Origin of the sequence: Amnibacterium soli (assembly GCF_039544415.1) — a bacterium.
In the GTDB taxonomy this organism is placed as follows: Bacteria; Actinomycetota; Actinomycetes; order Actinomycetales; family Microbacteriaceae; genus Amnibacterium; species Amnibacterium soli.
In genome coordinates this window covers 33451-60353 of record NZ_BAABLP010000006.1, presented here as the reverse complement: position 1 = coordinate 60353, position 26903 = coordinate 33451, and the positions used below count along the sequence as shown (strand labels likewise).

General features: G+C 72.7%; 24 protein-coding genes. 19 read left to right on the top strand and 5 right to left on the bottom strand.

All coding sequences use genetic code 11. The features are described from left to right. Window positions 1–30: 30 nt before the first annotated feature. Complete coding sequence (locus tag ABEA53_RS13475; RefSeq protein ID WP_345481767.1) at window positions 31–312, bottom strand: hypothetical protein; 282 nt, start codon at window positions 310–312, stop codon at window positions 31–33. A 108-nt stretch (window positions 313–420) separates the two neighbouring features. Here ABEA53_RS13475 and ABEA53_RS13470 point away from each other — a divergent pair, with 108 nt between their 5' ends. Both ABEA53_RS13470 and ABEA53_RS13465 read left to right on the top strand, forming a co-directional pair. Beyond that, the gene (locus tag ABEA53_RS13470; RefSeq protein ID WP_345481766.1) at window positions 421–1002 is read left to right on the top strand and encodes a TetR/AcrR family transcriptional regulator; all 582 of its coding nucleotides are present in this window, start codon (window positions 421–423) and stop codon (window positions 1000–1002) included. Between the two features lie 59 nt (window positions 1003–1061). Next, window positions 1062–3875, top strand: a complete 2814-nt coding sequence (locus tag ABEA53_RS13465) for an MMPL family transporter (protein ID WP_345481765.1) — start codon at window positions 1062–1064, stop codon at window positions 3873–3875. A gap of 321 nt (window positions 3876–4196) precedes the next feature. On the opposite strand, the gene ABEA53_RS13460 is transcribed toward ABEA53_RS13465, so the two are convergent. Further along, the gene (locus ABEA53_RS13460; protein WP_345481763.1) at window positions 4197–4361 is read right to left on the bottom strand and encodes a hypothetical protein; all 165 of its coding nucleotides are present in this window, start codon (window positions 4359–4361) and stop codon (window positions 4197–4199) included. A gap of 40 nt (window positions 4362–4401) precedes the next feature. Between ABEA53_RS13460 and ABEA53_RS13455 the strand changes: the two genes are divergently transcribed. The 4 genes from ABEA53_RS13455 (at window position 4402) to otsB (ending at window position 9096) form a co-directional block, all read left to right on the top strand. Continuing rightward, window positions 4402–5919 (top strand): YhgE/Pip family protein, encoded by a 1518-nt coding sequence (locus ABEA53_RS13455; protein ID WP_345481762.1) that lies wholly within the window; start codon window positions 4402–4404, stop codon window positions 5917–5919. 46 nt (window positions 5920–5965) lie between these two features. After that, window positions 5966–6751, top strand: coding sequence for a fructosamine kinase family protein (locus ABEA53_RS13450; protein ID WP_345481761.1), 786 nt, complete (start codon window positions 5966–5968; stop codon window positions 6749–6751). A gap of 66 nt (window positions 6752–6817) precedes the next feature. Further along, window positions 6818–8266 carry an alpha,alpha-trehalose-phosphate synthase (UDP-forming) gene (locus ABEA53_RS13445; RefSeq protein ID WP_425550634.1) on the top strand — a complete coding sequence of 483 codons (1449 nt, stop codon included), beginning with the start codon at window positions 6818–6820 and terminating at the stop codon, window positions 8264–8266. Further along, complete coding sequence (otsB, locus tag ABEA53_RS13440; RefSeq protein WP_345481760.1) at window positions 8266–9096, top strand: trehalose-phosphatase; 831 nt, start codon at window positions 8266–8268, stop codon at window positions 9094–9096. Before ABEA53_RS13445 ends, otsB begins: the two co-directional genes overlap by 1 nt. An 87-nt stretch (window positions 9097–9183) precedes the next feature. Here the strand turns inward: otsB and ABEA53_RS13435 are convergent, their stop codons facing one another. Continuing rightward, window positions 9184–10173, bottom strand: a complete 990-nt coding sequence (locus ABEA53_RS13435) for a hypothetical protein (protein WP_345481759.1) — start codon at window positions 10171–10173, stop codon at window positions 9184–9186. Window positions 10174–10453: 280 nt separating this feature from the next. Further along, window positions 10454–11098, bottom strand: coding sequence for an HAD family hydrolase (locus tag ABEA53_RS13430; protein WP_345481757.1), 645 nt, complete (start codon window positions 11096–11098; stop codon window positions 10454–10456). 70 nt (window positions 11099–11168) lie between these two features. On the opposite strand from ABEA53_RS13430, the gene ABEA53_RS13425 reads away from it, so the two are divergent. The 13 genes from ABEA53_RS13425 to ABEA53_RS13365 all read left to right on the top strand — a co-directional run bounded on the left by ABEA53_RS13425 (window position 11169) and on the right by ABEA53_RS13365 (window position 26498). Beyond that, a complete protein-coding gene (locus tag ABEA53_RS13425; protein ID WP_345481756.1) occupies window positions 11169–11933 on the top strand; it encodes a nucleoside phosphorylase in 765 nt (254 codons plus the stop codon). A 133-nt stretch (window positions 11934–12066) separates the two neighbouring features. After that, window positions 12067–13212, top strand: a complete 1146-nt coding sequence (locus tag ABEA53_RS13420) for an ABC transporter substrate-binding protein (protein ID WP_345481755.1) — start codon at window positions 12067–12069, stop codon at window positions 13210–13212. A gap of 43 nt (window positions 13213–13255) precedes the next feature. Continuing rightward, on the top strand, window positions 13256–14092 hold the full coding sequence (locus tag ABEA53_RS13415) for an ABC transporter ATP-binding protein (protein WP_345481753.1): 837 nt from the start codon (window positions 13256–13258) through the stop codon (window positions 14090–14092). Continuing rightward, the gene (locus tag ABEA53_RS13410; RefSeq protein WP_345481752.1) at window positions 14085–14960 is read left to right on the top strand and encodes an ABC transporter permease; all 876 of its coding nucleotides are present in this window, start codon (window positions 14085–14087) and stop codon (window positions 14958–14960) included. The genes ABEA53_RS13415 and ABEA53_RS13410 overlap by 8 nt, the downstream gene beginning before the upstream one ends. Further along, the gene (locus tag ABEA53_RS13405) at window positions 14960–15835 is read left to right on the top strand and encodes an ABC transporter permease (RefSeq protein ID WP_345481751.1); all 876 of its coding nucleotides are present in this window, start codon (window positions 14960–14962) and stop codon (window positions 15833–15835) included. Before ABEA53_RS13410 ends, ABEA53_RS13405 begins: the two co-directional genes overlap by 1 nt. A gap of 11 nt (window positions 15836–15846) precedes the next feature. Then, window positions 15847–16743 carry a nucleoside hydrolase gene (locus tag ABEA53_RS13400; RefSeq protein ID WP_345481750.1) on the top strand — a complete coding sequence of 299 codons (897 nt, stop codon included), beginning with the start codon at window positions 15847–15849 and terminating at the stop codon, window positions 16741–16743. A gap of 74 nt (window positions 16744–16817) precedes the next feature. After that, entirely contained in the window at window positions 16818–18197 is a 1380-nt protein-coding gene (locus tag ABEA53_RS13395) for an NtaA/DmoA family FMN-dependent monooxygenase (RefSeq protein WP_345481749.1), read from the top strand. A 116-nt stretch (window positions 18198–18313) separates the two neighbouring features. Beyond that, entirely contained in the window at window positions 18314–20029 is a 1716-nt protein-coding gene (ilvD, locus tag ABEA53_RS13390) for a dihydroxy-acid dehydratase (protein WP_345481748.1), read from the top strand. 40 nt (window positions 20030–20069) lie between these two features. After that, window positions 20070–22007, top strand: coding sequence for an acetolactate synthase large subunit (locus tag ABEA53_RS13385; protein ID WP_345481747.1), 1938 nt, complete (start codon window positions 20070–20072; stop codon window positions 22005–22007). Continuing rightward, a complete protein-coding gene (gene ilvN / locus ABEA53_RS13380) occupies window positions 22004–22513 on the top strand; it encodes an acetolactate synthase small subunit (RefSeq protein WP_345481746.1) in 510 nt (169 codons plus the stop codon). Before ABEA53_RS13385 ends, ilvN begins: the two co-directional genes overlap by 4 nt. A gap of 23 nt (window positions 22514–22536) precedes the next feature. Further along, window positions 22537–23562, top strand: coding sequence for a ketol-acid reductoisomerase (ilvC, locus tag ABEA53_RS13375; protein WP_345481745.1), 1026 nt, complete (start codon window positions 22537–22539; stop codon window positions 23560–23562). Between the two features lie 397 nt (window positions 23563–23959). Beyond that, window positions 23960–25078, top strand: a complete 1119-nt coding sequence (locus ABEA53_RS13370) for a C40 family peptidase (RefSeq protein WP_345481743.1) — start codon at window positions 23960–23962, stop codon at window positions 25076–25078. Between the two features lie 358 nt (window positions 25079–25436). After that, a complete protein-coding gene (locus tag ABEA53_RS13365) occupies window positions 25437–26498 on the top strand; it encodes a C40 family peptidase (RefSeq protein WP_345481742.1) in 1062 nt (353 codons plus the stop codon). Here the strand turns inward: ABEA53_RS13365 and ABEA53_RS13360 are convergent. Beyond that, window positions 26488–26880 (bottom strand): DoxX family protein, encoded by a 393-nt coding sequence (locus ABEA53_RS13360; RefSeq protein ID WP_345482095.1) that lies wholly within the window; start codon window positions 26878–26880, stop codon window positions 26488–26490. The genes ABEA53_RS13365 and ABEA53_RS13360 overlap by 11 nt on opposite strands. Window positions 26881–26903 lie beyond the last annotated feature (23 nt).

Genomic DNA, 26903 nt, shown 5'->3' with positions numbered 1-26903 from the left:
CGGGATCCGGTCAGAAGGCCGGTCGCGAGGTCAGTCCTTCTCGGCGGCCTTCTTCGCCTTCTTGTTCTTCTTGGCCTTCACGTTGCGCGGGTTGCCGAGCTTCGGGCCGACGGCGCGACCGCGGGCCTCGGGGTCGACCGAGTCCATGCGCACGGTGCCGAGCGCCACGATGAACGTCAGCGTCCACGCGATCCAGGTCAGGTAGGTGCGCCAGTCCGTCGGCGCCTTCCGGCCCTGCCGCAGCGCGGCGACGCCCGAAAGGACGGAGGAGATGATGGCGCCGTTCATGAGGTACTTGCGCAGGGTGCCCATGGGTCCGGGAGCGTACTGGGCCTCCCGCGTGCGTCCGCTGAAGGTCCGCCCGCAGATCCTCGGATCGGGAAACGCCGACTGACCGATCGTGCAGTACGCTGACCGATCGTGCAGGACAGGACCCGGGAACTGCGCGGCTCCGCGCCGCTGCTGCAGTCGGCACTGCGCCAGTTCGCCGCAGTCGGATTCGAGGGCGCATCCCTCCAGCGGATCGCGTCGGACGCCGGCCTGTCCAAATCGAGCGTGCTCTACCACTTCGCCAGCAAGGAGGCGCTGCTGGACGCCGCCCTGCGGCCCGCCGTCGAGGACCTGACCGTCCTCGTCGCCCACCTCGCCGACCACGACCGGGACGACGCGCGGCCCGAGTTCATCGCGGAGTTCGTCGACTACCTCTTCGAGCACCGGCTCGCGATCGCGGTCCTCATCAGCCACGGCCAGGGCCTCGCGGGCCACGCCGTGGTCGACGAGGCCGACGCGCTCGTCCGCCGCCTGTCGGAGTGCCTCGGCGGCTCCGACTCCGCCGACCCCGGCACCGTCCGGTTCGGCGTCGCGCTCGCGGGGGCGGCGTTCATGCTCGTCGCCTCCGACCGCTGGGCGCCGTCCCACGTGCCGGAGGAGCAGCTGCGCGCGACCCTCGTGGACGTGCTCGGCCAGCTCGTCCTCGACCGCACCCCGCCGCAGCCCGCCTGACCCGACCCACCCGCGCGACACCGCCGTCGCACCGAACCCATTCATCGAGGACGGCACCCATGACCGCGTTCCTGTTCCGGCTCGGCCGCCTGAGCCACGCCCACCCGTGGCGCGTCCTCGCGGCCTGGTTCGTCATCATCCTGGCCGTCGCGGGCGCCGGGTTCGGCTTCGGCGGCAAGCTCAGCGAGGGCTTCACGATCCCGGGCACCGAGTCGCAGACCGCGCTCGACCGCCTCGACGCCGTGTTCCCGCAGGCCGCGGGGGCGAGCGCGCAGGCCGTGATGGTCGCCCCCGCGGGCAGCAGGGTCGACCAGGGCGGCACCAGGACCGCGATCACCGACACGATCGACGCGATCGAGAGGATCGACGGCATCGAGACGGTGTCGAGCCCCTTCAGCGAGTACGCGGTGAACGCCGTGTCCGCCGACCACCGCGCCGCGATCGTGTCCATCCAGTTCTCCGGCGGCGAGGGCGGCGTCAAGAAGACGACGCTCGCCGAGCTGCAGAAGACGGCCTCGATCGGCGAGGACGCCGGGATGCGGGTCGCGTTCACCGGCCAGGTCTTCCAGGACACGGCGTTCGGCCCCTCCATCACGGAGGTGTTCGGGCTCGCGTTCGCCGCGATCGTGCTGATCGTCACGTTCGGCTCGCTGCTCGCCGCAGGGATGCCGCTGATCAGCGCGATCATCGGCGTGCTGCTGTCCGTCGCGGGCCTCATGTTCGCGGCGAACTTCACCGACGTCGCGAGCGCGAGCCTCACGCTCGCGCTGATGCTCGGCCTCGCGGTCGGCATCGACTACGGCCTCTTCGTGATCTCCCGCTACCGGGAGCAGCTGGCGCTCGACGTGCCGATCGAGGACGCGCTGCCGAAGGCGGTCGCCACCGCCGGCACCGCCGTGGTGTTCGCCGGCACGACCGTGATCATCGCCCTCGTCGGCCTGCTGATCGTGCAGATCCCGTTCCTCAGCGTGATGGGCGTCGGCGCGGCCTTCGCCGTGTTCCTCGCCGTCTGCGGCTCGACGACCCTGCTGCCGGCCGTGCTCGCGCTCGCCGGCGACCGGCTGGTCCCGAAGACCGGCTCGAGGGTGCGCGCCCGCGCCCTCGCCGCGGCGGAGGGGCGCCCGCACACGGTCGGCGCTCGCTGGGGCGCGCTCATCGAGAAGGTGCCCGCCCTCTTCCTCGTCGTGGTCGTCGCGATCCTCGGCGTGCTGGCGATCCCCGCCGGCTCGATGCAGCTGAGCCTGCCGACGAACGGCACGGAGGCGCCGGGCTCCGGCCCCCGCGTCGCCTACGACCTCACCTCGAAGTACTTCGGCGAGGGGCGCAACGGCCCGCTCGTGCTGCTGATCGACGTCACGCAGAACAACGACTTCATCAACGATCTCGACGAGGTGCGCGACCGCATCGCGGCGCTGACCGACGTGAAGGCCGTGGGCAAGCCGACGCCGAACGAGACGCTCGACACCGCGATCATGCAGGTGATCCCCGCCTCCGGCCCCACGTCCGACAAGACGATCGCCCTGGTGAACCGCATCCGCGACCTGTCCGCGAGTCTCGACCGGCAGTACGACATGCCGATCTCGGTGACCGGCTCGACGGCCGTGCAGATCGACATCTCGTCCCGGCTCGGCAACGCGCTGATCCCGTTCGTGCTCGTCGTCGTCGGGCTCTCGGTGATCCTGCTCATGGCGGTGTTCCGCTCCCTCGTCGTGCCGCTGAAGGCCGCCGTCGGGTTCCTGCTGTCGCTCGCGGCGAGCATCGGCGCGACCGTCGCCGTGTTCCAGTGGGGCTGGGGCGCGTCGCTGCTGCACGTCGAGCCGGGGCCGCTGCTGAGCTTCCTGCCGATCCTCGGCGTCGCGATCCTGTTCGGGCTCTCGATGGACTACGAGGTCTTCATCGTCTCGGGCATGCGCGAGACCTGGGCGCACACGGGCGACTACCGCCAGGCCGTGCGCCGCGGGTTCGCGGGCGGCGTCCGCGTCGTCACCGCGGCCGCGCTGATCATGATCTTCGTCTTCGCGTCCTTCATCCCGGAGGGGTCGGGCACGATCAAGCCGATCGCGTTCACCCTGGCGGTCGGCATCCTGCTCGACGCGTTCCTGATCCGCATGACGCTCGTGCCCGCGGTGATGTTCCTGTTCCGCCGGGCCGCCTGGTACCTGCCGACGTGGCTCGACCGGCTGCTGCCCACCGTGGACATCGAGGGCGAGGGCATCGTGCGGCACGCGGAGGACGTCGCCTGGGCGCAGGGGGAGGCCCGCTGGGCGCTGTCCTCCACCGACCTCGTGCCTCCTGCGCCGTTCCGCACCGATCCGCTCACGGTGCACGCCGAGCAGGGCACGACCACCACGGTGTCCGTGCCCGCCCTCGCGCGCCGCGGCGTCGTGGCGACGCTCACGGGACACCTCGAGCCCGTGTCCGGTCGCGTGCAGGTCGCCGGCGCCGTGGCGCCGAGCGGCGCCCGCGAGCTGCGGCAGGTCGCCGCACCCGTGATCGACGACGGCTCCGCAGCCGACGCGACGCCGGCCGCTCTCGTCGCCGAGCGCCTCCGCTTCGCCCCGCGCTCGCGGCGCACCGGCTCGGTGCGCACCTGGCTGCAGGTGCTGCCGGAGTCGGTCGTCCGCGACCGCCCGATCGCGCTGCTCGCTCCGGAGGAGCGCCTCGCGGTGCTCGCCCTCGCCGCCGCCGCCGGCGGCACCGTGGCCGTCGTCGTCGACGCCGGCGACCTCGGGCCGGAGGCGCTCGACCGCCTCGCGGCCCTCCTCGACCTGGTGGCCGACGGTGAACGCACCGCCGTGATCGTCACCTCCCCGCTCGACCGCGCCGCCACCCGTCTCGGCGCAGCCCCGACCCGCAGAAAGGTGACCGCATGATCGGCCGCATCCTCAGGGCACCGCTCGTGCGGCTGCTCATCGTCGCGCTCGTCCCCGCCGTGGTCCTCGGCGTGTTCGTCGCCGCCCTCGCCGCCGCCGACTCCGGCGACGCGAGGATTCCCGCGGCGCTCGTGAACGACGACCAGCTCGTGCAGCAGAAGAACGACGACGGCACGAAGACCACGGTCGCCGCGGGCCGCCTCGTCGTCACCGGGCTGACCAAGCCCGCCGGCAGCGGCTCCGGCGCGAGCATCGACTGGACCCTCACGAACACGAAGGCCGCCCAGAAGCTGCTCGACGACGGCGACGTCTACGCGATCGTCACGATCCGAAGACCTTCTCGAAGTCGATCGCCTCCGTCTCCTCGACCTCGCCGAAGCAGGCCGACATCCGCATCACCACCGACGACGCGCACGGCACGATCGTCAGCCAGGTCGGCGGCATCGTCGGCGACACCATCGCCTCGACCGTCGGCGGCCAGATCACGACGAGCGTCGTCTCCGGCCTCTACGGCGGCTACGCCTCGGTGCGCACCTCCCTGCTGAAGGCCGCGGACGGGGCGACGAGCCTCGGCGGCGGCGCCACGAAGCTCTCGAACGGGCTCGACAAGGCGGCGGACGGCGGCGCCCAGCTGTCGACCGGCGCGAGCTCCCTCGGGAACGGCGCCCGGCAGCTGTCGAGCGGCGCGTCGTCGCTCGGGAACGGGCTCGACACCGCGGCGGACGGCGCCGCGAGCGCGGCCGGAGGCGCGAAGAAGCTCTCGGGCGGCGTCGACCGGTACACCGACGGCGTCAGCTCGTACACGAAGGGCGTGAACTCGGCGCTCGGCGGCATCGTCGCCGGGTCGCAGAAGTCGGCCGCGGCGCAGGCGAAGCTCGCGGGCGGCACGGCGCAGCTCGCAGCCGGCGTGCGCGGCGTCGTCGCCTCGGACCCGACCCTGTCGGCGCAGACGCGCGGCGCGCTCACGGCGATCGCCGGGCAGCTCGACACCGTCGCCGGCGGCCAGTCGCAGCTCGCCGCGGGATCGCGGCAGCTCGCCGGCGACCCCGGCATCGCGAAGCTCCGCGGCGCGGGCACGCAGCTCGCGTCGGGCGGCACCTCGCTCGACTCGGGCGCCCGGAGCCTCGCGAACGGCCTCGCGAAGCTGCCGGGCGGCATCCGCTCGGCGGCAGCGGGGGCGGACAAGCTCGCCTCCGGCGCCTCGCAGCTGGGCACCGGCGCGGACGGCCTCGCCACCGGGGCGTCGCAGCTGACGGACGGCGTGCGCAAGAGCGCCGACGGAGCGGACCAGCTCGCGTCGGGTGCGAACAAGATCGGGTCGGGCCTCTCCAGCGGTGCCCAGCAGGTGCCGAACCTGACCAAGGCGCAGCAGAAGCAGGCGGGCAAGGTCATCGCGTCGCCGGTGAACGCCAGCGCGACCCGGCAGAATTCCCTGTCGGGCCCGGGCCAGATCGTCTCCACGCTGATCGTGCCGGTCGGGCTCTGGATCGGCGCCGCGGCGCTCGTCCTGCTGTTCGGCGCGGTCTCCCGCCGCCTCCTCGCCACCGGCGTCGGCACGGGCCGCCTCGTCGGCAGCGCGCTGCTGCGCGGGGTCGTCGTCGCGGTCGCGCAGGCCGTGCTGATCGTGGTGCTGCTCGCCTCCACGCTCGGGGTCGGGTGGTCGGCGCTGCCGCTGCTGTTCCTCGTCGCGGTCGTGGCCGGCATCGCGTTCCTCGCGATCCACCAGCTGCTGCAGGCCGTCTTCGGGCGGGCCGGCACGGTGCTGTCGATCGTGCTGCTCGGCGTGCAGCTCGTGGCGGTCGGCGGCATCTACCCGATCGAGCTGGTGTCCTCGCCGTTCCAGGTGATCAGCCCGTTCCTCCCGATGACCGCGGCCGTGAACGCGACCACCGCGGTGCTGACCGGCGCCTCCGGCGGCGCGATCGGCACCGCGCTGCTGTCGCTCCTGCTGTGGGCGGTGCTCGCGTTCGTGCTCACGACCGCGGTCGTCGCGCGGCGGCGCACCTCCACCGACCTGTTCAGCGCGACGCCCGCCCTCACCTGATCGGCGCCCACCTCATCCGAGGGCGCGCGACCTAGCGTCGTCGCCCGTGACCCGCGTGCACACCAAGCGCCGCCCGGACGCCCCGCCCGGATTCTTCGAGGCGGAGGCGGCCGGGCTGCGCTGGCTCGCGGAGGCGGACGGCGCGGCCGTCGTCGCCGTCCTCGCGGTCGAGCCCGGCCGCATCGACCTGGAGGCGCTCGACATCGGCCGCCCGTCCGCCGCCCACGCCCGCGGGTTCGGCGCGGCGCTCGCCGCCACGCACGACGCGGGAGCGGCCGCCTTCGGCGTCCCGCCCGGGGAGTGGACCGGCCCGACATTCATCGGGCAGCAGCCGCTGTCCACCCGGCCCGAGGGCTGGCCCGCGTGGGGCGCCTTCTACGCCGCCGAGCGGGTGCTCCCGTACGCCGAGCGCGCGGCCCGGCGCGGCTCCATCGGCGGTTCCGACCTGCGGGTCGTGCAGGAGGCGTGCGCGCGCCTCGCGGGCGGCGACCTCGACGACGGCGAGCCGCCCGCCCGCCTCCACGGCGATCTGTGGAACGGCAACCTGCAGTGGACCGACGGCGGTGCGGTGCTCATCGACCCCGCCGCCTCCGGAGGGCACCGCGAGACGGACCTCGCGATGCTCGCGCTCTTCGGCTGCCCGTTCCTCGCCGAGGTCTACGCCGCCTACGACGCCGCCCACCCCCTCCGACCCGGGTGGCAGGACCGGCTCGGGCTGCACCAGCTGCACCCGCTCGCGGTGCACGCCGCGAGCCACGGCCCCTCCTACGCCGCGCCGCTCGTCGCGGCGGCGAGGAGCGTCCTCGACCTGCCCGCAGGGGCCGCCGGGTAGCCTGACCCGACACGAGCACAGGGGGACGACATCGAGGACGACACCTCCGCAGAGCGGTTCGACTTCGTGGTCGTCTCGAACCGGCTGCCGGTCGACCGCGTCACCGCGCACGACGGCAGCCCCTCCTGGAAGCCGTCGCCCGGCGGCCTCGTGACCGCGCTCGAACCCGTCATGCGGGCGAACGACGGCGCGTGGGTCGGCTGGACCGGCGTCGCCGACGACGAGCAGGGGCCGTTCGAGGCGGACGGCCTGCACCTGGTGCCGGTGCGGCTGTCGGCGACCGCGGTCGAGCTCTACTACGAGGGCTTCTCGAACGACACCATCTGGCCGCTGTACCACGACGTGATCGCGCAGCCCACCTACAGCCGCCGGTTCTGGGAGGCGTACGTCGCCGTGAACCAGCAGTTCGCGGAGGCCGCGGCCGACGTCGCGGCCGAGGGCGGCACGGTCTGGGTGCAGGACTACCAGCTGCAGCTCGTGCCGAAGATGCTGCGCGAGCTGCGCCCGGACCTCGTGATCGGCTTCTTCAACCACATCCCGTTCCCCGCGTACGGGCTCTTCTCGCAGCTGCCGTGGCGGCGGGAGATCGCGGAGGGGCTGCTCGGCGCGGACCTCATCGGCTTCCAGCGCCGCGCGGACGCGGGCAACTTCCTCCGGGCGATCCGCCGGATCTTCCACGTGCAGACCGGCAAGGGGCGCATCGAGCTGCCGGCGGCGGGGGAGGGCAGCTGGCCGAACTCCTCCTCGGACCAGCCCCGCACGGTCGTGGCGCGCCACTTCCCGATCTCGATCGACGCGAAGGCCTACGTCGACCTGGTCGAGGACCCGGAGGTGCGGGCGCGGGCCGCGCAGATCCGCAGCGACCTCGGCAACCCGTCGACGATCATGCTCGGCGTCGACCGGCTCGACTACACGAAGGGCATCCAGCACCGCTTCGCCGCCTACGCCGAGCTGCTCGCGGAGGGCAAGCTCGACGTCGACGACACCGTCCTCGTGCAGATCGCCAGCCCGAGCCGCGAGCGCGTGGAGACCTACAAGGCGCTCCGCGACGACATCGAGCTGACCGTCGGGCGCGTGAACGGGGAGTTCGGCAGCATCGCCCACTCGGCGATCAACTACCTCCACCACGGGTACCCCCGGGAGGAGATGGTGGCGCTGTTCCTCGCCGCCGACGTGATGCTCGTCACCGCGCTGCGCGACGGCATGAACCTCGTCGCGAAGGAGTACGTCGCGACCCGTGCCGACGAGGACGGGGTGCTCGTGCTCAGCGAGTTCGCCGGCGCCGCCGACGAGCTGAAGCAGGCGCTGCTCGTGAACCCCCACGACATCGAGGGGCTGAAGCGGGCGATCCTCAGCGCGGTGCACATGTCTCGCGCCGAGCGCCGCACGCGGATGCGCTCGCTGCGGCACCGCGTGCTCACCCACGACGTGGAGCGCTGGTCGAAGGACTTCCTCGACGCGCTCGCCGACCTGCGGCCGACGCCGTCCGCCCGCGCCGCGGCGGCGGTCGAGTGATGGCGCTCGACGACCGCCTCGGCGCCTCCGGCAGCGGGCTGCGGCGCGGGCTCCGCGACGCGCTCGGCACGCTCGCCGCGACCCCGCGCCTCCTGGTCGCGCTCGACTTCGACGGCACGCTCGCGCCCGAGGTCGACGATCCCGAGAAGGCGCGGGCGACCCCGGAGGCGCGTACCGCCGTCGAGCGGCTGATCGAGCTGCCGCGCACGCGGGTCGCGCTCGTGTCCGGTCGCTCGCTCGGCGACCTCGAGCAGGTCGCCTCGTTCGACGACCGGGTGCTGCTCATCGGTTCGCACGGCATCGAGCTGCGCCTCGACGAGCCGGACGACGTGCTCGACCTCGACGACAGCGAGCGCGAGCAGCTCGACGTGCTCGGCCAGGTGCTCGACCAGATCGCGGACTCGCTCGACTCCGTCTGGATCGAGGAGAAGCCCGCGGGCTTCGCGCTGCACACCCGCCTCGCCACCGAGCGCCACAGCCGCTTCGCGCACCTGGTCGCGGTGAACGAGCTGAAGGCCGAGGCGCCGGACGCGAAGGTGCGGCTCGGCAAGAACGTGATCGAGTTCTCCGTGCGCTCGACGACCAAGGGGGAGGCGGTCGAGCACCTGCGCCGCTACACCCGGGCGAGCGCGGTGTTCTACGCGGGCGACGACGTCACCGACGAGGACGCCTTCGTCGCGCTGACCGCCGACGACCTCGGCCTGAAGAGCGGCGACGGCCCCACGGCCGCCGACCACCGCGTCGGCGGACCGGCGGAGGTGGCCGCGGTGCTCACCCTCCTGGCCGCCCTCCGCGAGTCCGCGACCCACGACGCCCCGGGGACCAACTGACCCGCCCGCGCTGACCGGCGCGCATTTGCGCGCCCTGGTCCCAGTTGCGCGCGAGCGCTCGGTCGCAACTGCGACCGGGACGCGCAACTAGCGGGGGCTGACGAGGCGCCGGGGCTGCGCGTCGCGTGCTGCGGCGGCGTAGTCGGCGATCCTGGCCCGCGGCGAGGCGGGGTGGACGCCGGACCGGGCGAGCTTCTGGCGCAGCAGCGTCGCGTTCGTCGCCTCCCGCCAGCCCCAGCGGGCCAGCCCGTGCACGAGCGGGAGCACCCGGTCCTCGCGGAGCTTCTCATGCACCACCGCTCGCCCGGCGCCGCTCGGAGCCAGCGCGGGATCGAGGTACTTCATCAGCCCGTCCGCCTCGCCGCCGACGCGGAACCGTCGGAAGAAGAAGTCGAGGAACGCGACCAGGCCCCACTCGTCCCAGAGGGCGTGCTGCAGCTCGGGCGGCTCGTAGCCGAGCCGGATCAGGTTCGAGCGCGTCATCGACTCCGCGGCCGATTCGGCGCCCGGGTGCGCCACCGCCACGACGTCCGCGATGCGCCGGGCGGCCTGCCGCGGGCCCGCGAGGTCCATCGCCTGCTCGAGCACGACGCGCGGCACGCCCGCGAGCAGCGCGGCGTCCGCGGCCATCAGTCCCTCGCCGAAGGGCGTGGCACCTGCGATGTCGACGACCGTGCGAGCGATCGCGGTGACGCGCACGGGGCCGATGCGGACGACCTCCTCGTCCCGCACCGCGAAGAGGTGCCCTGCGACGTCGCCGTGCCCGCGCTCCGACGCCCGAGGCGCCGTGGTGTGCACGCGCGTCAGATGCCTCCGCAGCACGGGGAGCCCGTGGAGCACCGCCGCCGACGCGTGCGAGAACAGCAGGGGTCCGTCGGACACCTCGTCGACCGCCCGGATCATCGCGATGTGCCGCTGCTCGGGCGACAGCGCATCCCAGCCGGGGCGGTCGGCGTAGACGCCGCGTCGCAGGCGCACGGAGACGCCGCGTTCCACGTCCCGGTTGAGCGCGCTGCGCTCCCCGCTCGAGTGGGAGCCGTCGCGCACGACGATCAGCCCCAGGTCCCAGCCGCTCATGCGGGGATGATCACGTGCGCCGGCCGCCTCCGTGCGCCCGGCGCCTGGGGAGGACCGGATCCGAAGGGGCTCGCGCCGCTCGACGCCTCCGCAGCTGCGCGCTCCTGTCCCAGTTGCGCGCGAGCGCTCGCGCGCGACTGGGACTGCGACGCGCAATCGCAGCGCGCCGGCGCGGATCAGCGGCGGGAGCCGCGGAGGAAGGCGATCAGGCGGGCGATGCGGGTCGCGACGAAGGTCGCGAGGGCGATGCCGAGCACGACCCCGCCGATGACGAGCAGGGTCACGCGGTCCACCAGCGCTCGAGGTCGGGCAGCAGCTCCTCGAGCGTGCGGCCGCGGAACGTCGGGGCGCCCTCGTCCGCGCCGAAGCGGTCGATGAAGGCGGTCGCGGCGCCGATCGCCGCGGCGGGCTCGAGGTCGTTGCGCCACACGTCGCCGACCGAGAGAAGAGCGTCGGCGGGCAGCGCCGCCTCGCCGAGCAGCCGCTCGAGCACCGCCGGCATCCCGTCGGGCTTGCGCGCGTCGCCGACGACCTCGTCCAGCAGGCCATCGAGGCCGAGGCGGGCGAGCACGGGTTCGATGCCCTGGACGGGCGCGTTCGTCACGAGCACGCACCGCACGTCGTCCGGGCGCCGGCGCAGCAGGTCGGCCAGCCCCTCCGGAGCCCGCACCGCCGCGGTCCCGTCGTGCAGCGCGGCGCGGCTGGCGGCGTACGCGGCCGAGCGCACCTCCTCCGCGACCTCGTGCGCGGCGGCCCAGTCGGCGACGAGCCCGTACCCGTCCCGGTAGCCGGCGCCGCCGGTCACCACCCACCGGGCGAGCACGTCGTCCGCCTCGGGGCCCGCGACGCCCCGGAAGTACGCGAGCACGGGCTCGTCGCCGACCGCGACGGTGCCGTCGAAGTCGAGCACGACGATCCGTCGCACCCCCGAAACACGACCGGAACGCACCGTTCGTACGCTACCCGGGCCTCAGGGCACGGACGGAGGAGCGGCGATGCGCACGGTGGACAAGAGCGTGGCGGGCGTGGGGGAGCGGCAGTACCACATCGGGGTCGCGCCCGGCGAGGTGAGCACGGTCGCGCTGCTGCCCGGCGACCCGTTCCGGGTGCCGCTGGTGGCGGAGTTCCTGACCGACGTGCAGGAGGTCGCGCACCAGCGCGAGCACCGCACGATGGTCGGCACCTACAAGGGCCGCCGCATCACGGCGACCTCGACGGGCATGGGCTGCCCGTCGACCGCGATCGCGGCGGAGGAGCTGATCCGCGTGGGCGTGACCAGCCTGATCCGCGTCGGCAGCTCGGCGGCGGTGCAGCCGGGCGTGCGCCCGGGCGACCTGCTCGTCAGCGAGGGCACGCTGCGCAACGACGGCACGACCGCGGCCTACGTGCACCCGGGCTACCCGGCGGTGCCCGACCTGCCGATCACGATGGAGCTCGAGCGGCAGGCGGCGCGCATCGCGTCGCGGGAGGGGGTCGCGTCGCTGAACGGCCTCAACGCGAGCGACGACGCCTTCTACGCCGAGGGTCCGGAGTGGATCGAGCGGCTGCGGCGGGAGGGGATCCTCAACATCGAGATGGAGTCGAGCGCCCTCTACGTCGTCGCGCGGCTGCGCGGCGTGCGCGCCGGCATGGTGTGCGCCTGCTCGAGCAACCTGGTCGACGGCGCGAGCCTCTACTCGGGCACGAAGGACGCGCTGCAGGCCGGCTGGGCGGCGAGCATCGAGGCGGCCCTCGAGACCGCCGTGGCGCTCGAGCTGTGAGCAGCGCAGCGCGCGCCGGCAGGCCCCGAGCGGGCAGCCTGCGATCGTGACCGCCCCGAAACGTGGGGGAAACGCGCCGTGGGTACCGTTCCCGGCGACACAGCACCCGTCCCCTGCAGATCCGAGGACCCGCATGCCCGATTCGCTCATCCCCTCCGCCTTCGACCGTCGGTCCTTCCTCCGCGCGGGCGGTGTCGGCGCCGGCCTGATCGGCGGCGGCCTGCTGCTCGCCGCGTGCTCGGGCAACTCGTCCAGCACGACGCCCGGCTCGTCCAGCAGCGGCTCCAGCGGCGCGAAGGCCGACTTCGGGAAGATCGCCCTCCAGCTGTCCTGGATCAAGAACATCGAGTTCGCGGGCGAGTTCTTCGCGACCGAGAACGGCTACTACACGGACGCCGGCTTCAGCGAGGTGACGCTGCTCGCGGGCGGCTCCGGCAGCACCACCGCCGAGGAGATCATCATCTCGGGCAAGGCCCTCATCGGCCTGTCGGCGCCGATCGCCACCGCCCCCTCGATCATCAAGGGCGCGCCGCTGAAGATCATCGGCACGACCTACCAGAAGAACCCGTTCTGCCTCATGTCGCTCGAGGACGGCAAGCCGATCCGCACGGTCGCCGACCTCAAGGGCAAGAAGCTCGGCGTGCAGTCCGGCGCCAACCAGACGATCATCGACGGCTTCCTGAAGGCCAACGGGATCTCGAAGAGCGACGTGACGATCGTCACCACCGGCTTCGACATCGCGCCGCTGATCTCGGGCAAGTACGACGCGCACATGTCCTACATCACGAACGAGCCGATCCTCGCGGAGGCGGAGGGCAAGAAGCCCGTCGTCCTCGGCTTCGCCGACAACGGCCTGCCTTTCGTCGCGGAGACCTTCACGGTCATGCAGGACACGATCGAGAGCAAGCGCGACCTGCTCAAGGCGTTCCTGAAGGCCGAGATCCAGGGCTGGACCGACGCGGTCAAGGACCCGAAGAAGTCCGCCGAGCTGGCCGCGAACAAGTACGGCAAGGGCGCGAACTTCGGCAAGGACCTCGACACCGGGGAGCAGGAGAAGGAGGCGACGGCGCAGAACGAGCTCATCCTCACCGCGGACGTCAACGCCAACGGCCTGTTCACGATGACGCAGGACCTCATCGACGAGAACATCAAGTCGCTGAAGGCGATGGGCTACGACATCACCGCCGACAAGCTGTTCGACCTGAGCCTGCTCGAGGAGGTCTACAAGGAGAACCCGGACCTCAAGACCTCCTTCACCATCCCGACCAGCGCGAGCTGAGCCGGGCGCACCACCGAGAACGACGCACGAGGGAGAAGGTCCCATGACGGACATCGTGACGAGCACCGCGGTCGCGACGTCGGACCCGGTCGCGAACCCGGAGCTGGCCTCCGGGATCAACATCCAGGGGCTGACGAAGACCTTCTCCCTCGGGCGGAAGTCCGTGCAGGCGCTGTCGCAGGTCGACCTGGGCACGAAGAAGGACTCGTTCCTCTCGCTGCTCGGGCCGTCCGGCTGCGGCAAGTCGACGATCCTGCGCATCCTCGCCGGGCTCGAGACGCCGACGACCGGCACGGTCGGGGTCAACGGCCGCACGGCTGCGGAGATCCAGCGCGACCACTCGATCGGCATCGCGTTCCAGGACTCGGCGCTGCTGCCCTGGCGCACCGTCGAGAAGAACATCCGCCTGCCGCTCGAGGTGGCCGGGCTGAAGGCCGACGACGCGCTCGTCGACGGCCTCATCGACCTGGTCGGCCTGCGCGGGTTCGAGCACGCCAAGCCGGCGCAGCTCTCCGGCGGCATGCGGCAGCGCGTCTCCATCGCCCGCTGCCTCGTGGTGCAGCCGAGCATCATGCTGCTCGACGAGCCGTTCGGCGCGCTCGACGACATGACCCGGCAGCGCATGAACGTCGAGCTGCTGCGCATCTGGACCGAGCGCCCCGCGACCACGCTGATGGTCACCCACGGCATCAGCGAGGCCGTCTTCCTCTCCGACGTCGTCGCCGTGATGAGCGCCCGCCCGGGCCGCATCGCGGAGGTCGTGCAGATCGACCTGCCGCGCCCGCGCGTGCCGGAGCTGATGCGCACGCCCGAGTTCCACGAGTACGTCGACCGCCTGTCCGAGATCCTGTTCGGCGGCAAGGGCGACGCGGATGACTGAGCCCCTCACGGAGGTCGCCCCGAGCGTCGTGCTCGGGACGCCCGCCGGCGCCCGGCCGTCCCGCTCGAGCGGTCGGTCGCTCTCGAACATGCCGCCCTGGGTGGGCGGCGTGCTCGGCGTCGTGCTGATCGTCGCCGCATGGGCCCTGATCGCCGTGACGCCGTTCGGCCGCAACGGCTCCATCCCGACGCCGCTCGCGGTCGTGCAGCTGTTCGGCAAGGCGTTCGGCGACTCCTCCTACTGGCAGGCGATCGGCGCGACCAGCCTCGCCGCCGGCGAGGGCTACCTGATCGGCAACGGGATCGCGATCGTGCTCGCGCTGATCGTGCTGCTGCTGCCGCGGACGGAGGGATTCGCCACGCAGCTCGCGGTCGTCACCTCGTGCCTGCCGCTGACCGCGATCGGCCCGCTCGTCGCGATCATGTCGCAGGCCGGCACCCGTGTCACGAGCGTGTTCCTCGCGGCGCTCAGCGTCGTGTTCACCACCGTGATCGGCGCGATCCTCGGCCTGAAGTCCGCCAACCGCACCCAGCTCGACGTGATCAGCGCCTACGGCGGCAGCCGCTTCACGCAGATCCGCAAGGTGCGGCTCATCGCCGCGCTGCCGAGCCTGCTCGCGGCGCTGAAGATCGCCGCGCCCGCCGCGTTCCTCGGCGCGGTGCTCGGCGAGTACTTCCTCGTCGGCGTCGACTCCGGCATCGGGATCCTGCTGCTGAACGCGCAGTTCTACAACGACGCGACCCGCGTCTGGGTGCTCGCGCTCACCTCCGGGGCCGTCGCCGGCCTCGCCTACTTCCTCATCGACCGCATCGGCCGGCTGCTGACCCCGTGGTCCGCGGGCGACCGGACCGGGAAGGCCTCCTTCTGATGACCGCGACCGCCACCGCCGTCCGCGGCCCCGTCGTCTCCGCCTCCGCGCGCTCCGCCGTCGCGTACACCGCGCGCCGCACGGGCGTGACGATCGGCACGATCCTGCTGTCGCTGGTCGTGCTGCTCGCCCTGTGGCAGCTCGCCATCAGCACGACGCAGATCCCGTCCTTCATCGCGAAGGGCCCGGCCGACGTCTGGCGCTACTTCACGCAGGACGGCGACGGCGGCACCTCGGCGGCCCACCGCGCGACGCTCTTCAAGCTGCTCGGCGTCACGCTGCAGGACGCGTCCATCGGCTTCCTCGTCGGCGTGCCCCTGTCGGTGCTCGTGTCGGTCGCCTTCACGATGTTCCGGCCCGTCGAGTTCATGTTCATGCCGGTCGCGATGCTGCTGCGCACGGTGCCGCTGCTCGCGATGGCGCCGGTGATCTACATCATCTTCGGCAACGGGGCGATCACCGCGGCGCTCATCGGCACGGTCGTCGTGTTCTTCCCGCTGCTCGTCAACGTGACGGTGGGGCTGCGCTCGGTGTCGCAGCAGTCGGTCGACCTGGTCCGCGTCTACGGCGGCAGCCGCTTCACCGTGCTGCGCAAGGTCGCCGTGCCGACCGCCCTGCCCCACTTCTTCGCCTCCATGCGCATCGCCGTACCGGGCGCGATCACCGGCGCGATGCTCTACGAGTACCTCTTCACCACGACGGGCCTCGGCGCCGCGGTGCCCGCGGCGAAGGCGGCCTTCGACTACCAGCTCATCTGGGCGTCGACGGTGTTCGTCACGATCGTCTCGGTGGTGCTCTACACGATCACCGCGATCATCGAGGCCGCCGTGCTGTCGGAGTGGGGCCCCGACGCCGGCAAGGCCGTCGGGCGCTGATCCGCATCCCCGTGTCCCTGCCGCTCCTGCTCGACAGCGACCTCGGTTCGGACGTCGACGACGAGCTCGCGCTCGCCCTGCTGTGGGGCTCGCCGGAGGTGGAGCTCCGCGGGGTCTGCACCACCTACGGCGACACGGCGCTGCGCGCGCGGATCGTGCTGCGGATGGCGGAGCTGACCGGCCGGGCGGTCGAGGTCGCGCCCGGCGAGCAGGAGACCGCGTCGGGCAGGGACGTGTGGTGGGCGGGTATCGAGGGCGCCGCCTACGACCGCCTCCCGATCCTTCCGAGCACGGTGGAGGAGGAGGCGCCGTCGCCCGGCGTGCGGCTGCTCGTCGAGCGCGCGGCGGGCGCCCACCTGCTGGCGATCGGTCCGCTCACCTCGGTCGCCGGGGCGCTCGACGCCGGCGCCCGGTTCGACGGCATCACGCTCATGGGCGGGGACTGGACGGATTCGACGACGGCGGAGCACAACCTCGCATCGGACGCCGTCGCGGCGAAGCGCGTGCTCGAGTCCGGGCTGCCGGTCACCGCGGTCGGCGTCGACGTGACGCGGCAGGTGCGGTTCGGGGAGGCGGAGATCCCGCGGTTCGCCGCGTGCGGCGCCCTCGGCGCGGTGCTCGCGACGGAGATGCGCGCCTGGATGCGGCGCTGGGACGAGGACTTCGAGGTGCCGCACGACCCGCTGACGGCGCTCGCGCTGCTCGAGCCGGACCTGTTCGCCTTCGAGGCGCCGGTCGCCGTGCGGGTGTCGGACGGCTCCGACGGCCCGGAGGGCGCCGTCCGCCGGGTCGACGGGGCGGGCGCCGTGCGCATCGCGGTCGGGGTGGACGTCGAGGCCGCCCGAGCCGCGCTGGCCGACCGCATCGCCCGTGGGCTCGGCGAGCACCAGGACCACGTCGCCCGGTAGCGACGGCGTCGTCCGGTCCGCCCGCGGACCGGGCGATGCCCCGCGCACCGGCGACGCGACGAGAAGGAGGAACGATGACGAAGCGCATGCGACTCGGGGTGTTCGAGGTGGCGGCCGTGCAGGTGGGCGGCACGCTCAGCTGGCCGCACCCGCGCAGCCGGTCGATCGAGTACCGGGACCCGAAGTACTGGGTCGAGGTGGCGAAGCTGCTCGACGACGCGGGGTTCGACTTCCTGTTCTTCGCGGGCGGGTACGGCTACCCGACGGTGCAGGGCAGGCTGCACCCGCTGTCGGTCACGGGCGGCATCAACTTCCCGGGCATCGACCCGAGCTACCTCATCCCCGTGCTCGCGTACGAGACGAAGCGCCTCGGGTTCGTCTTCACCTCGGGCACCGGGCTCGACCACCCGGTGCAGACGGCCCGCACCTTCTCGACGCTCGACCACCTGACCGGCGGTCGCATCGGCTGGAACATCGTCACCGGCTCGTCGCAGGACACCATCGCGCGGCTCTTCGGCCACGACGAGATGCGCAAGCACGACGACCGCTACGACCAGGCCGACGAGTACCTCGAGCTCGCGCTCCGCTTCTGGCAGACGGCGTGGGACGCGGACGCCGTGGAGGAGGACCGCGAGGCGGTCCGGTACGCGGACCCGGACAAGGTCCACGAGATCGAGTACTCGGGGGAGTACTACCGGTCCGGCGGCTGGTACGCCACGACCCCCTCCCCGCAGCGCACCCCGGTGCTGTTCCAGGCCGGCACCTCGGCCCGAGGCCGCGCGTACGCGGCGCACAACGCGGAGTGCGTGTTCGTGCAGGGCACGACCGTCGCCGCGACGAAGGCCAACGTGGCGGACATCCGAGCGCGGGCCGCCGCGGAGGGCCGCGACCCCGACTCGATCCGCATCATGGTCGGCGTCACCGTCACGGTGGGGGAGACGCACGAGGCCGCGGTCGCGCAGCGCGCGGAGTTCGACGCGCTGCAGACCGACGAGGTCGTGAACGTCCTCTACTCCGGCAACACGGGCATCGACCTGCTGTCGCTCGACCCGGACCGCTCGCTCGAGCAGCTCGCCGACGACGGGAAGGTCGGCCAGCTCGGCCAGAGCAACATCGACCGGTTCCTGCCGAAGGACGGCTCGCCCGCCCCGACGGTGCGCGAGATCCTCGATCAGCTGAAGGGCCGCGGCACGCGCGGGTTCCAGGTCACCGGCTCGGTCGCCGAGGTGGCCGACGAGCTCGAGCACCTGATGGACGAGACGGACCTCGACGGCTTCCTGCTCGAACCGATCTTCGCCCCGACGGACCTCGAGGACTTCGCCCGCTGGGTCGTCCCCGAGCTGCGACGCCGCGGCCGCCTGCCGGAGGAGCCCTCGACCGGCACCCTCCGCGAGCAGCTGATCGGCACCGGCGCCCACCTGACCAACCACTTCGGCGCCGACCTGCAGCGCTGACGGCTCCGCGGCCGCTTCTGCGGCGCAGCGGTGATGCGGTGCGGCCCTGGACGGGCCGCACCGGCGTCGATCCTCCTGGCCGCGGAGGATCCGATCCCGGGCCATAAACTTCAGCCATGCTGGAAACGCCCGGAACCGGTGCCGACATCGACGTGAAGCCTCGCTCGCGGGTCGTCACCGACGGCATCGAGGCCATGACCTCGCGCGGCATGCTCCGCGCCGTCGGCATGGGCGACGCCGACTGGCACAAGCCGCAGATCGGCATCGCCTCGTCCTGGAACGAGATCACGCCCTGCAACCTGTCCCTCGACCGCCTCGCGCAGGCGGCGAAGGAGGGGGTGCACTCCGGCGGCGGCTACCCGCTGCAGTTCGGCACGGTCAGCGTCTCGGACGGCATCTCCATGGGCCACGAGGGCATGCACTTCTCCCTCGTCAGCCGCGAGGTCATCGCCGACAGCGTCGAGACCGTCATGCAGGCCGAGCGCCTCGACGGCTCCGTGCTGCTCGCCGGCTGCGACAAGTCGCTGCCCGGCATGCTCATGGCCGCCGCGCGACTCGACCTCGCCAGCGTCTTCGTCTACTCCGGCTCGATCGCCCCGGGCTGGGTGAAGCTCTCCGACGGCACGGAGAAGGACATCACGATCATCGACTCCTTCGAGGCGGTCGGTGCGGTCAAGGCCGGGAAGATGTCCGAGGCCGACGCGAAGCGCATCGAGTGCGCCTTCGCGCCCGGCGAGGGCTCCTGCGGCGGCATGTACACCGCGAACACGATGGCGTCCGTCGCCGAGGCGCTCGGCATGGCGCTGCCCGGCTCGGCCGCCCCGCCCAGCGCGGACCGCCGCCGCGACTACCTCGCCCACCGGTCGGGCGAGGCCGTCGTGAATCTGCTCCGGCTCGGCATCACGGCCCGAGACATCCTGACCAAGGAGGCGTTCGAGAACGCGATCGCCGTCGCGATGGCGTTCGGCGGCTCCACGAACGTCGTCCTGCACCTGCTCGCGATCGCGCACGAGGCGGAGGTCGAGCTCTCCCTCGACGACTTCAACCGCATCGGCTCGCGCGTGCCGCACATCGGCGACCTCAAGCCGTTCGGCCGCTTCGTGATGAACGACGTCGACCGCGTCGGCGGCGTGCCCGTCGTGATGAAGGCGCTGCTCGAGGCGGGGCTGCTGCACGGCGACGTGTTGACGGTGACCGGGAAGACCGTCGCGGAGAACCTCGCCGAGATGGACATCGCGCCGCTCGACGGCACCGTGCTGCGCACGCTGGACAACCCGATCCACGAGACCGGCGGCCTCACGATCCTCCAGGGCTCGCTCGCCCCGGAGGGCGCGGTCGTCAAGACGGCCGGCTTCGACGCCGCCGTCTTCGAGGGCCCCGCGCGCGTGTTCGAGCGCGAGCGCGGCGCCATGGACGCGCTGACGAACGGGGAGATCCACGCCGGCGACGTCGTCGTGATCCGCTACGAGGGCCCCAAGGGCGGCCCCGGCATGCGCGAGATGCTGGCCATCACCGCCGCCATCAAGGGGGCCGGGCTCGGCAAGGATGTACTGTTGCTCACCGACGGCAGATTCTCGGGCGGCACAACCGGCCTGTGCATCGGCCACATCGCTCCGGAAGCGGTGGACGCAGGTCCGATCGCCTTCCTGCGCGACGGCGACCCGATACGGGTCGACATCGCGGCCCGCACGCTCGACGTACTCGTCGATCCGGCAGAACTCGAAGCCCGCCGAGCCGGCTGGGCGCCGCTGCCTCCCCGGTACACCAGGGGCGTGCTCGCCAAGTACTCGAAGCTCGTGCAGTCCGCCGCCGTCGGTGCCGTCACCGGCTGAGCGCCGCACGGGCTGAACCGACTCTCGTCAAGGGAACCCGATGTCCTCACCGACCACCCCGCTGCCGTCGGCCGTGCGGCCGCCCGCACGCGCCGCAGGCGGCGACCAGCACCCGACCCGCGGTCCTGAGCCCGAGCTGATCACGGGCGCCGAGGCGGTCGTCCGCACGCTCGAGCTGCTCGGCGTCACCGACGTCTTCGGCCTGCCGGGCGGCGCGATCCTGCCGGTCTACGACCCCCTGCTCTCGGCCGAGAAGCTGCGCCACATCCTGGTCCGCCACGAGCAGGGCGCCGGCCACGCGGCCGAGGGCTACGCCGCGGCGTCCGGCCGGGTCGGCGTCGCGATCGCGACCTCCGGTCCCGGTGCGACGAACCTCGTGACCGCGATCGCGGACGCCTACATGGACTCCGTGCCGATGCTCGCGATCACCGGACAGGTGTTCTCGACGCTGATGGGCACGGACGCGTTCCAGGAGGCGGACATCGTCGGCATCACCATGCCGATCACGAAGCACTCCTTCCTCGTGAAGCAGGCGGCGGACATCCCGACGGCCATCGCGTCGGCGTACCACATCGCCTCCACCGGCCGCCCCGGCCCGGTGCTCGTCGACATCACGAAGGACGCGCAGCAGGAGACCGCGCCGTTCGTCTGGCCGGTCAAGCTCGACCTGCCCGGCTACCGGCCGATCGCGAAGGTGCACGGCAAGCAGGTGCAGGCCGCCGCACAGCTGCTCGCGGCCGCGAAGCGCCCCGTGCTCTACGTCGGCGGCGGCGTCGTGCGCTCCGGCGCGAGCGCCGAGCTGCTGGCCGTCGCGGATCTGACCGGCGCACCCGTCGTGACCACGCTCATGGCCCGCGGCGCGTTCCCCGACAGCCACCCGTCGAACCTCGGCATGCCGGGCATGCACGGCACGGTGCCGGCGGTGCTCGCGCTGCAGGAGTCCGACCTGCTCGTCTCCGTCGGCGCCCGCTTCGACGACCGCGTCACGGGCAAGGCCTCGCTGTTCGCGCCCGACGCCAAGGTCGTGCACATCGACATCGACCCCGCGGAGATCGGCAAGATCCGCACCGCCGAGGTGCCGATCGTCGGCGACGCCAAGGAGGTCCTGACCGACCTCGCCGCGGCCGTCCGCGACGCCGGCCCCCGGCCGGCTCAGCCCTACGCGGTGTGGTGGGAGCGGCTCCGCGGCCTCCAGCAGCAGTACCCGCTCGGCTACACGCCGACGAAGGACGGCCTGCTCTCGCCGCAGCACGTGATCACGCGCATCGGCGAGATCTCCGGTCCGGAGGCGGTCTACGCGTCCGGCGTCGGCCAGCACCAGATGTGGGCCGCGCAGTTCATCAAGTACGAGCGACCCGGCTCCTGGCTGAACTCCGGCGGCGCCGGGACGATGGGGTACGCGGTGCCGGCGGCCATGGGCGCGAAGGTGTCGCAGCCCGACCGCGTGGTCTGGGCGATCGACGGCGACGGCTGCTTCCAGATGACGAACCAGGAGCTCGCGACCTGCGTCATCAACGACATCCCGATCAAGGTCGCGGTGATCAACAACTCGTCGCTCGGCATGGTGCGCCAGTGGCAGACCCTGTTCTACGACGGCCGCTACTCGAACACGCACCTGAACACCGGCCACGGCAGCGCTCGCGTGCCCGACTTCGTGAAGCTGGCGGACGCGTACGGCGCCCTCGGCATCCGGGTCGAGCGCGAGGACGAGGTCGACGCGGCGATCGAGCTCGCGCTCGCGACGAACGACCGCCCGGTCGTCATCGACTTCGTCGTGTCCGCCGACGCGATGGTGTGGCCGATGGTGCCGCAGGGCGTCAGCAACTCGGGCGTCCAGTACGCCCGCGACCACGCGCCGAGCTGGGACGACGAGGCGCCGGACAGCGGCGTCGACCCCGATTTCGTGATGCCCGCCCCGGAGGGCGGCGTGGAGCCGGTGTCCGAGGCCGACGCGATCGCGGGGGCCGAGGAGCGGTGAGCCGCCACGTCCTGTCCCTGCTCGTCGAAGACAAGCCGGGACTGCTCACCCGTGTCGCCGGGCTGTTCGCCCGCCGCGGCTTCAACATCGAGTCGCTCGCCGTGGGCTCCAGCGAGGTGCAGGGCCTGTCCCGCATCACGGTGGTCGTCGACGTGGAGGAGCTGCCGCTCGAGCAGGTCACGAAGCAGCTCAACAAGCTGATCAACGTGATCAAGATCGTCGAGCTCGAGCCTGAGCAGTCCGTGCTGCACGAGCACGTGCTCGTGAAGGTCAAGGTCGACGCCGCGACCCGGCCGCAGGTGCTCGAGATCGTCGAGCTGTTCCGCGCCCAGGTCGTCGACGTCACCCCGGAGGCGCTCGTCATCGAGCTCGTCGCGGGCGTGCAGCGCACCGCCGGGCTGCTGAAGATGCTCGAGCAGTACGGCATCCGCGAGCTCGCCCAGTCCGGTCTGCTCGCCATGGGCCGCGGGCCGAAGTCCATCACCGAACGCATCCCGCGCTCCTGAGCGCACCCAAGAAGGAGACAGCAATGACCGACATCGTCTACGACACCGACGCCGACCTCTCGATCGTCCAGGGCAAGAAGGTCGCCGTCATCGGGTACGGCAGCCAGGGCCACGCGCACGCGCTGAACCTCCGCGACTCCGGCGTCGAGGTCGTCATCGGCCTCAAGGAGGGCTCGAAGAGCCGCCAGAAGGCGGAGGACGCGGGCTTCCGCGTGCACACGCCGGCCGACGCCGCCAAGTGGGCCGACCTGATCGTGATCCTCGCGCCCGACCAGGTGCAGCGCCACCTCTACGCCGACGACATCGCGCCTAACCTCCAGGACGGCGACGCGATCCTCTTCGGCCACGGCTTCAACATCCGCTTCGGCTACATCACCGCGCCGAAGGGCGTCGACGTCGTCATGGTCGCCCCGAAGGGCCCGGGCCACACCGTGCGCCGCGAGTTCGAGGCCGGCCGCGGCGTGCCCGTGATCGTCGCCGTCGAGCAGGACGCGACCGGGAAGGCCTGGGACCTCGCCTGGTCCTACGCCCGCGCGATCGGCGGCCTCCGCGCCGGCGGCATCAAGACGACCTTCACGGAGGAGACCGAGACCGACCTGTTCGGCGAGCAGGCCGTGCTCTGCGGCGGCACCTCGCAGCTCGTCCAGTACGGCTTCGAGACCCTCGTCGAGGCCGGCTACCAGCCGCAGATCGCCTACTTCGAGGTGCTGCACGAGCTGAAGCTCATCGTCGACCTCATGTGGGAGGGCGGCATCGCCAAGCAGCGCTGGAGCGTCAGCGACACGGCCGAGTACGGCGACTACGTCTCCGGCCCGCGCGTGATCGACCCGCACGTGAAGGACAACATGAAGGCGGTCCTCGCCGACATCCAGAACGGCGCCTTCGCCAAGCGGTTCATCGACGACCAGGACAACGGCGGCGAGGAGTTCCTCGCGCTCCGCAAGAAGGGCGAGCAGCACCCGATCGAGGAGACCGGCCGCGAGCTGCGCGCCCTCTTCGCCTGGCGCAAGAGCGACGACGACTACACCGAGGGCAACGTCGCCCGCTGACCCGGCACCGGGGCCCTCGGCGCAGTCGTCTCCGACGACGCGGTGCTGATGGCGTCCGGCGCGGGCGCCGTCCGCGTCGAGGGCGACGTCGCCCGCTGACCCGGCACCACCCCTGCGGAAGGCAGGCTCCCCGACCGGGGAGCCTGCCTTCCGGCGTTCCAGGGCCCGTGTGCGCGCACCGGGGTACGGGTGCGCCTAGCGGATGCGCCCCCGGGGGCCGGGATGTACCCCGGGGTGTCGCGGTTTCCAGGTGCGGTTGCTACGGTCGCCGCACCGGCGGCCACCCGACCGCCGGACGACGAGAACACGCGGGCTCCCCGAAGGCTCGAGCAGATCCCTCCTGCCGAGCGCGCCCGCGGGAGAGCCGGCGATGGCTGCACGGACCCGAGCAGGCGGCGTGGTCGCCGCGATCCTGGCCGCTGCCCTGATCGCAGGAGCGTCCCCGGCGGCGTTCGCGGACGAGCCCGCCGTCACCCCGAGTCCCACCGCGACGCCGACCGATCCTGCGGCCGCGCAGATCCTGCGGGACCTCGCGATCCGCATCGTCGCGCTGCAGCGCACCGCGGAGCGCGCGGGCGAGAAGGCCCAGAAGGCCGGCGAGAAGTCGAACGACGCCCAGGCGGCGTCCGAGACGGCCGACCAGCAGCTCGAGGACGCGCGCACCGCGGCCGACGACGCCGAGGAGAAGGCCGAGGCGTCCCGCGCCCGCGCCTCCGCGGTCGCCGCGCAGCTCGCCCGCACGAACATGGGCACCCTCCCGCTCGACCTGCTGCTCAACGGCCGCTCGGCGCAGGGCGTGCTCGGCGGCCTCTCGACGACGGGGCAGCTGTCCGTGCAGTCCCAGCTGCTGTTCGACGCCGCGCGCGCCGACCAGCTCGAGGCCGAGCGCCTGCAGGGCGTCGCGACCACGCGCGCCGCCGACGCCGCCGACAAGGCGAAGGCGGCGAAGAAGGCGTACGCCGCGGCCAAGAAGGAGGCCGCCTCCGCCAAGAAGGCGGTCACGGCCGCGCTCGACGAGCAGCGCGGCCTCCTCGGCGGCGGTGGCGACGGCACCGGCGGCGCCGCAGGCGTCTGCGGCGACGTGGGCAGCTCGCCCGTCGCCGCCTGCCTGCCCGACGCCGATCCCGGCCCCGCAGGCAGGTCCGTCGGCGCCGAGGTGGTCCGCTTCGCGCAGTCGCAGATCGGCAAGCCGTACGTGTTCGCCGCCGCGGGGCCGAACGCCTACGACTGCTCGGGGCTGACGCTCGCCGCGTACGCCTCCGCGGGCGTCTCGATCGGCATCCACTCCGCGACGGCGCAGTACAACCTCGCCGCGCGTCAGGGCGACCTGGTGCCGCTGAAGGACGCGAAGCCCGGCGACCTGCTGTTCTACACGGACGGCGGCGGCGACATGTACCACGTCACGATCTACGCGGGCGACGGCTACATGCTCGAGGCGCCGTACCCGGGCTCGACGGTCCGCCAGGCGCCGATCCGCACCGGCGACCTCGTGTCACGGGTCGCGCACTTCGGCTGACCACCCTTCCGATCGACGGAAGGAGAACGGTTCGTCCGCGAACCGTTTCCACGGCCGGCACGGATCCCTCGAATCCGCGTCGTGACCGGGGTTTCCTGGGCATTACCCCATCCGGACCCGTGCTTTCCGGACCGACACGCCGCGTGCACGTCACGTTCCGATAACGCCCAGGGTGTGCGACCCGTTCCGTCCGCTGCTACCTTCGCCCGCGGTCGGCCACCCCACCCCGCCGGCCACGACATCGCGACCACCCCGTCGCCTCCCGCTGCGCACGCCGTCGGCTCCGTCCTCCGTGCGCTCCGTCGGGTCCAGGCGCCGTACCCACGGTGAGCGCGATGCGGAACCAGGAGGAGCACCCGTGCCCATTCGAGCCCGGAACATCGCAGGAATCGCGCTCACGGCCGCCGTCGCCGGCGTCGTCGCCGCCTCCGGCTTGACGACGTCGACCGCGTCGGCGGCCTCGTGCCGCGACATCAGCAGCCTGACCGGCAAGCACCTCACCTCGTGCCTGCACACCCTCCGCGTCCAGGCGGACGACGCCGGCCGCACCGCGGAGAAGGCGGATGAGGCCTACCTGAAGGCGAAGCGCGAGAGCGAGCAGGCCGAGAAGGCGTACGAGGAGGTCGACTCGGCCGCCGATCGCGCCGCCGTCATCGCCGTCCGCTCGCGGACCCGCGCCGCGGTCGTCGCCGCGCACCTCGCCCGCACCGGCGGCTCCGTCGGCCAGACCGCGGACGTGCTGCTCTCGGGCAACGGCGCCAGCGAGACCCTGTACCACCTGAGCCGCATGAGCGAGCTCACCTCGGACACCAGCCAGCTGGCGAACGACGCGAAGCGCGACCAGGACCAGGCCGACGACCTGCGGCAGCAGGCGAAGCTCGCCGCCGACCGCGTCGCGAGCGAGGCGCAGGACGCCAAGCGCCTGTACGAGAAGGCGAAGAAGACCTCCGACGCCGCGCGCATGCTCGTCGCCAAGGCGGAGGAGAAGCAGTCGCCCGGCTCGAACGCGACGAACGTGCAGGCGTACGAGGACCTCCCGTCCGACGCCTCCGTCGCCGCTCGAGTGCTCGCCTTCGCCCGCGCGCAGATCGGCGAGCCCTACGTCTTCGGCGCCGCCGGTCCGAGCTCGTGGGACTGCTCGGGCCTCACCATGGGCGCGTTCCAGTCGGTCGGCCGGAACATCGGCGGCCACGGCGTGAACGTGCAGTACCAGCTCGCCCAGCGCAAGGGTCTGCTCCTGCCGCGCAGCGACGCGAAGCCCGGCGACCTCCTCTTCTACGGCAGCGGCGACCACTACCACGTGGCCATCTACTCCGGCGGCGGCAACATGATCGAGGCTCCGATGCCCGGTCGGAACGTGCGGGAGATCGCGATCCGCACCGGCGACCTCGCGCCCGTCGTCGCCCGCTTCACCGGCTGACGCGACCGCCGAACGCCGCGTACGCGGTGAGCGCGGCGATGCCGACCTGGCCCGCGAGCCTCGGCCAGAAGGGCACGGCGATCGGGCCGAAGCGGTCGGGGTGCCGGGCGGCGTACGCGTTGGCGGGGAACACCGCGACGTAGAACGCCAGCAGCGCGGTCCCGGCCGCGCGGCGCGTGGCCGGGACGAGCAGACCGGCCGCGCCGGCCAGCTCGCACGCGCCGGTGAGCAGGACGAGCTGTCGCGCCGAGAGCGGCCGGTCGCGCATCGCGGGCGGCACGATCGCCGCCATGCCGCGCCCGGCGGAGGGCACGAAGTGCAGGCCGCCCATCCCGGCGAGGGCGGTCGCCATCACGGCGCGGACGGCGGTGGTCGGCTGCATCACGGCACCAGCCAACCGCAGCG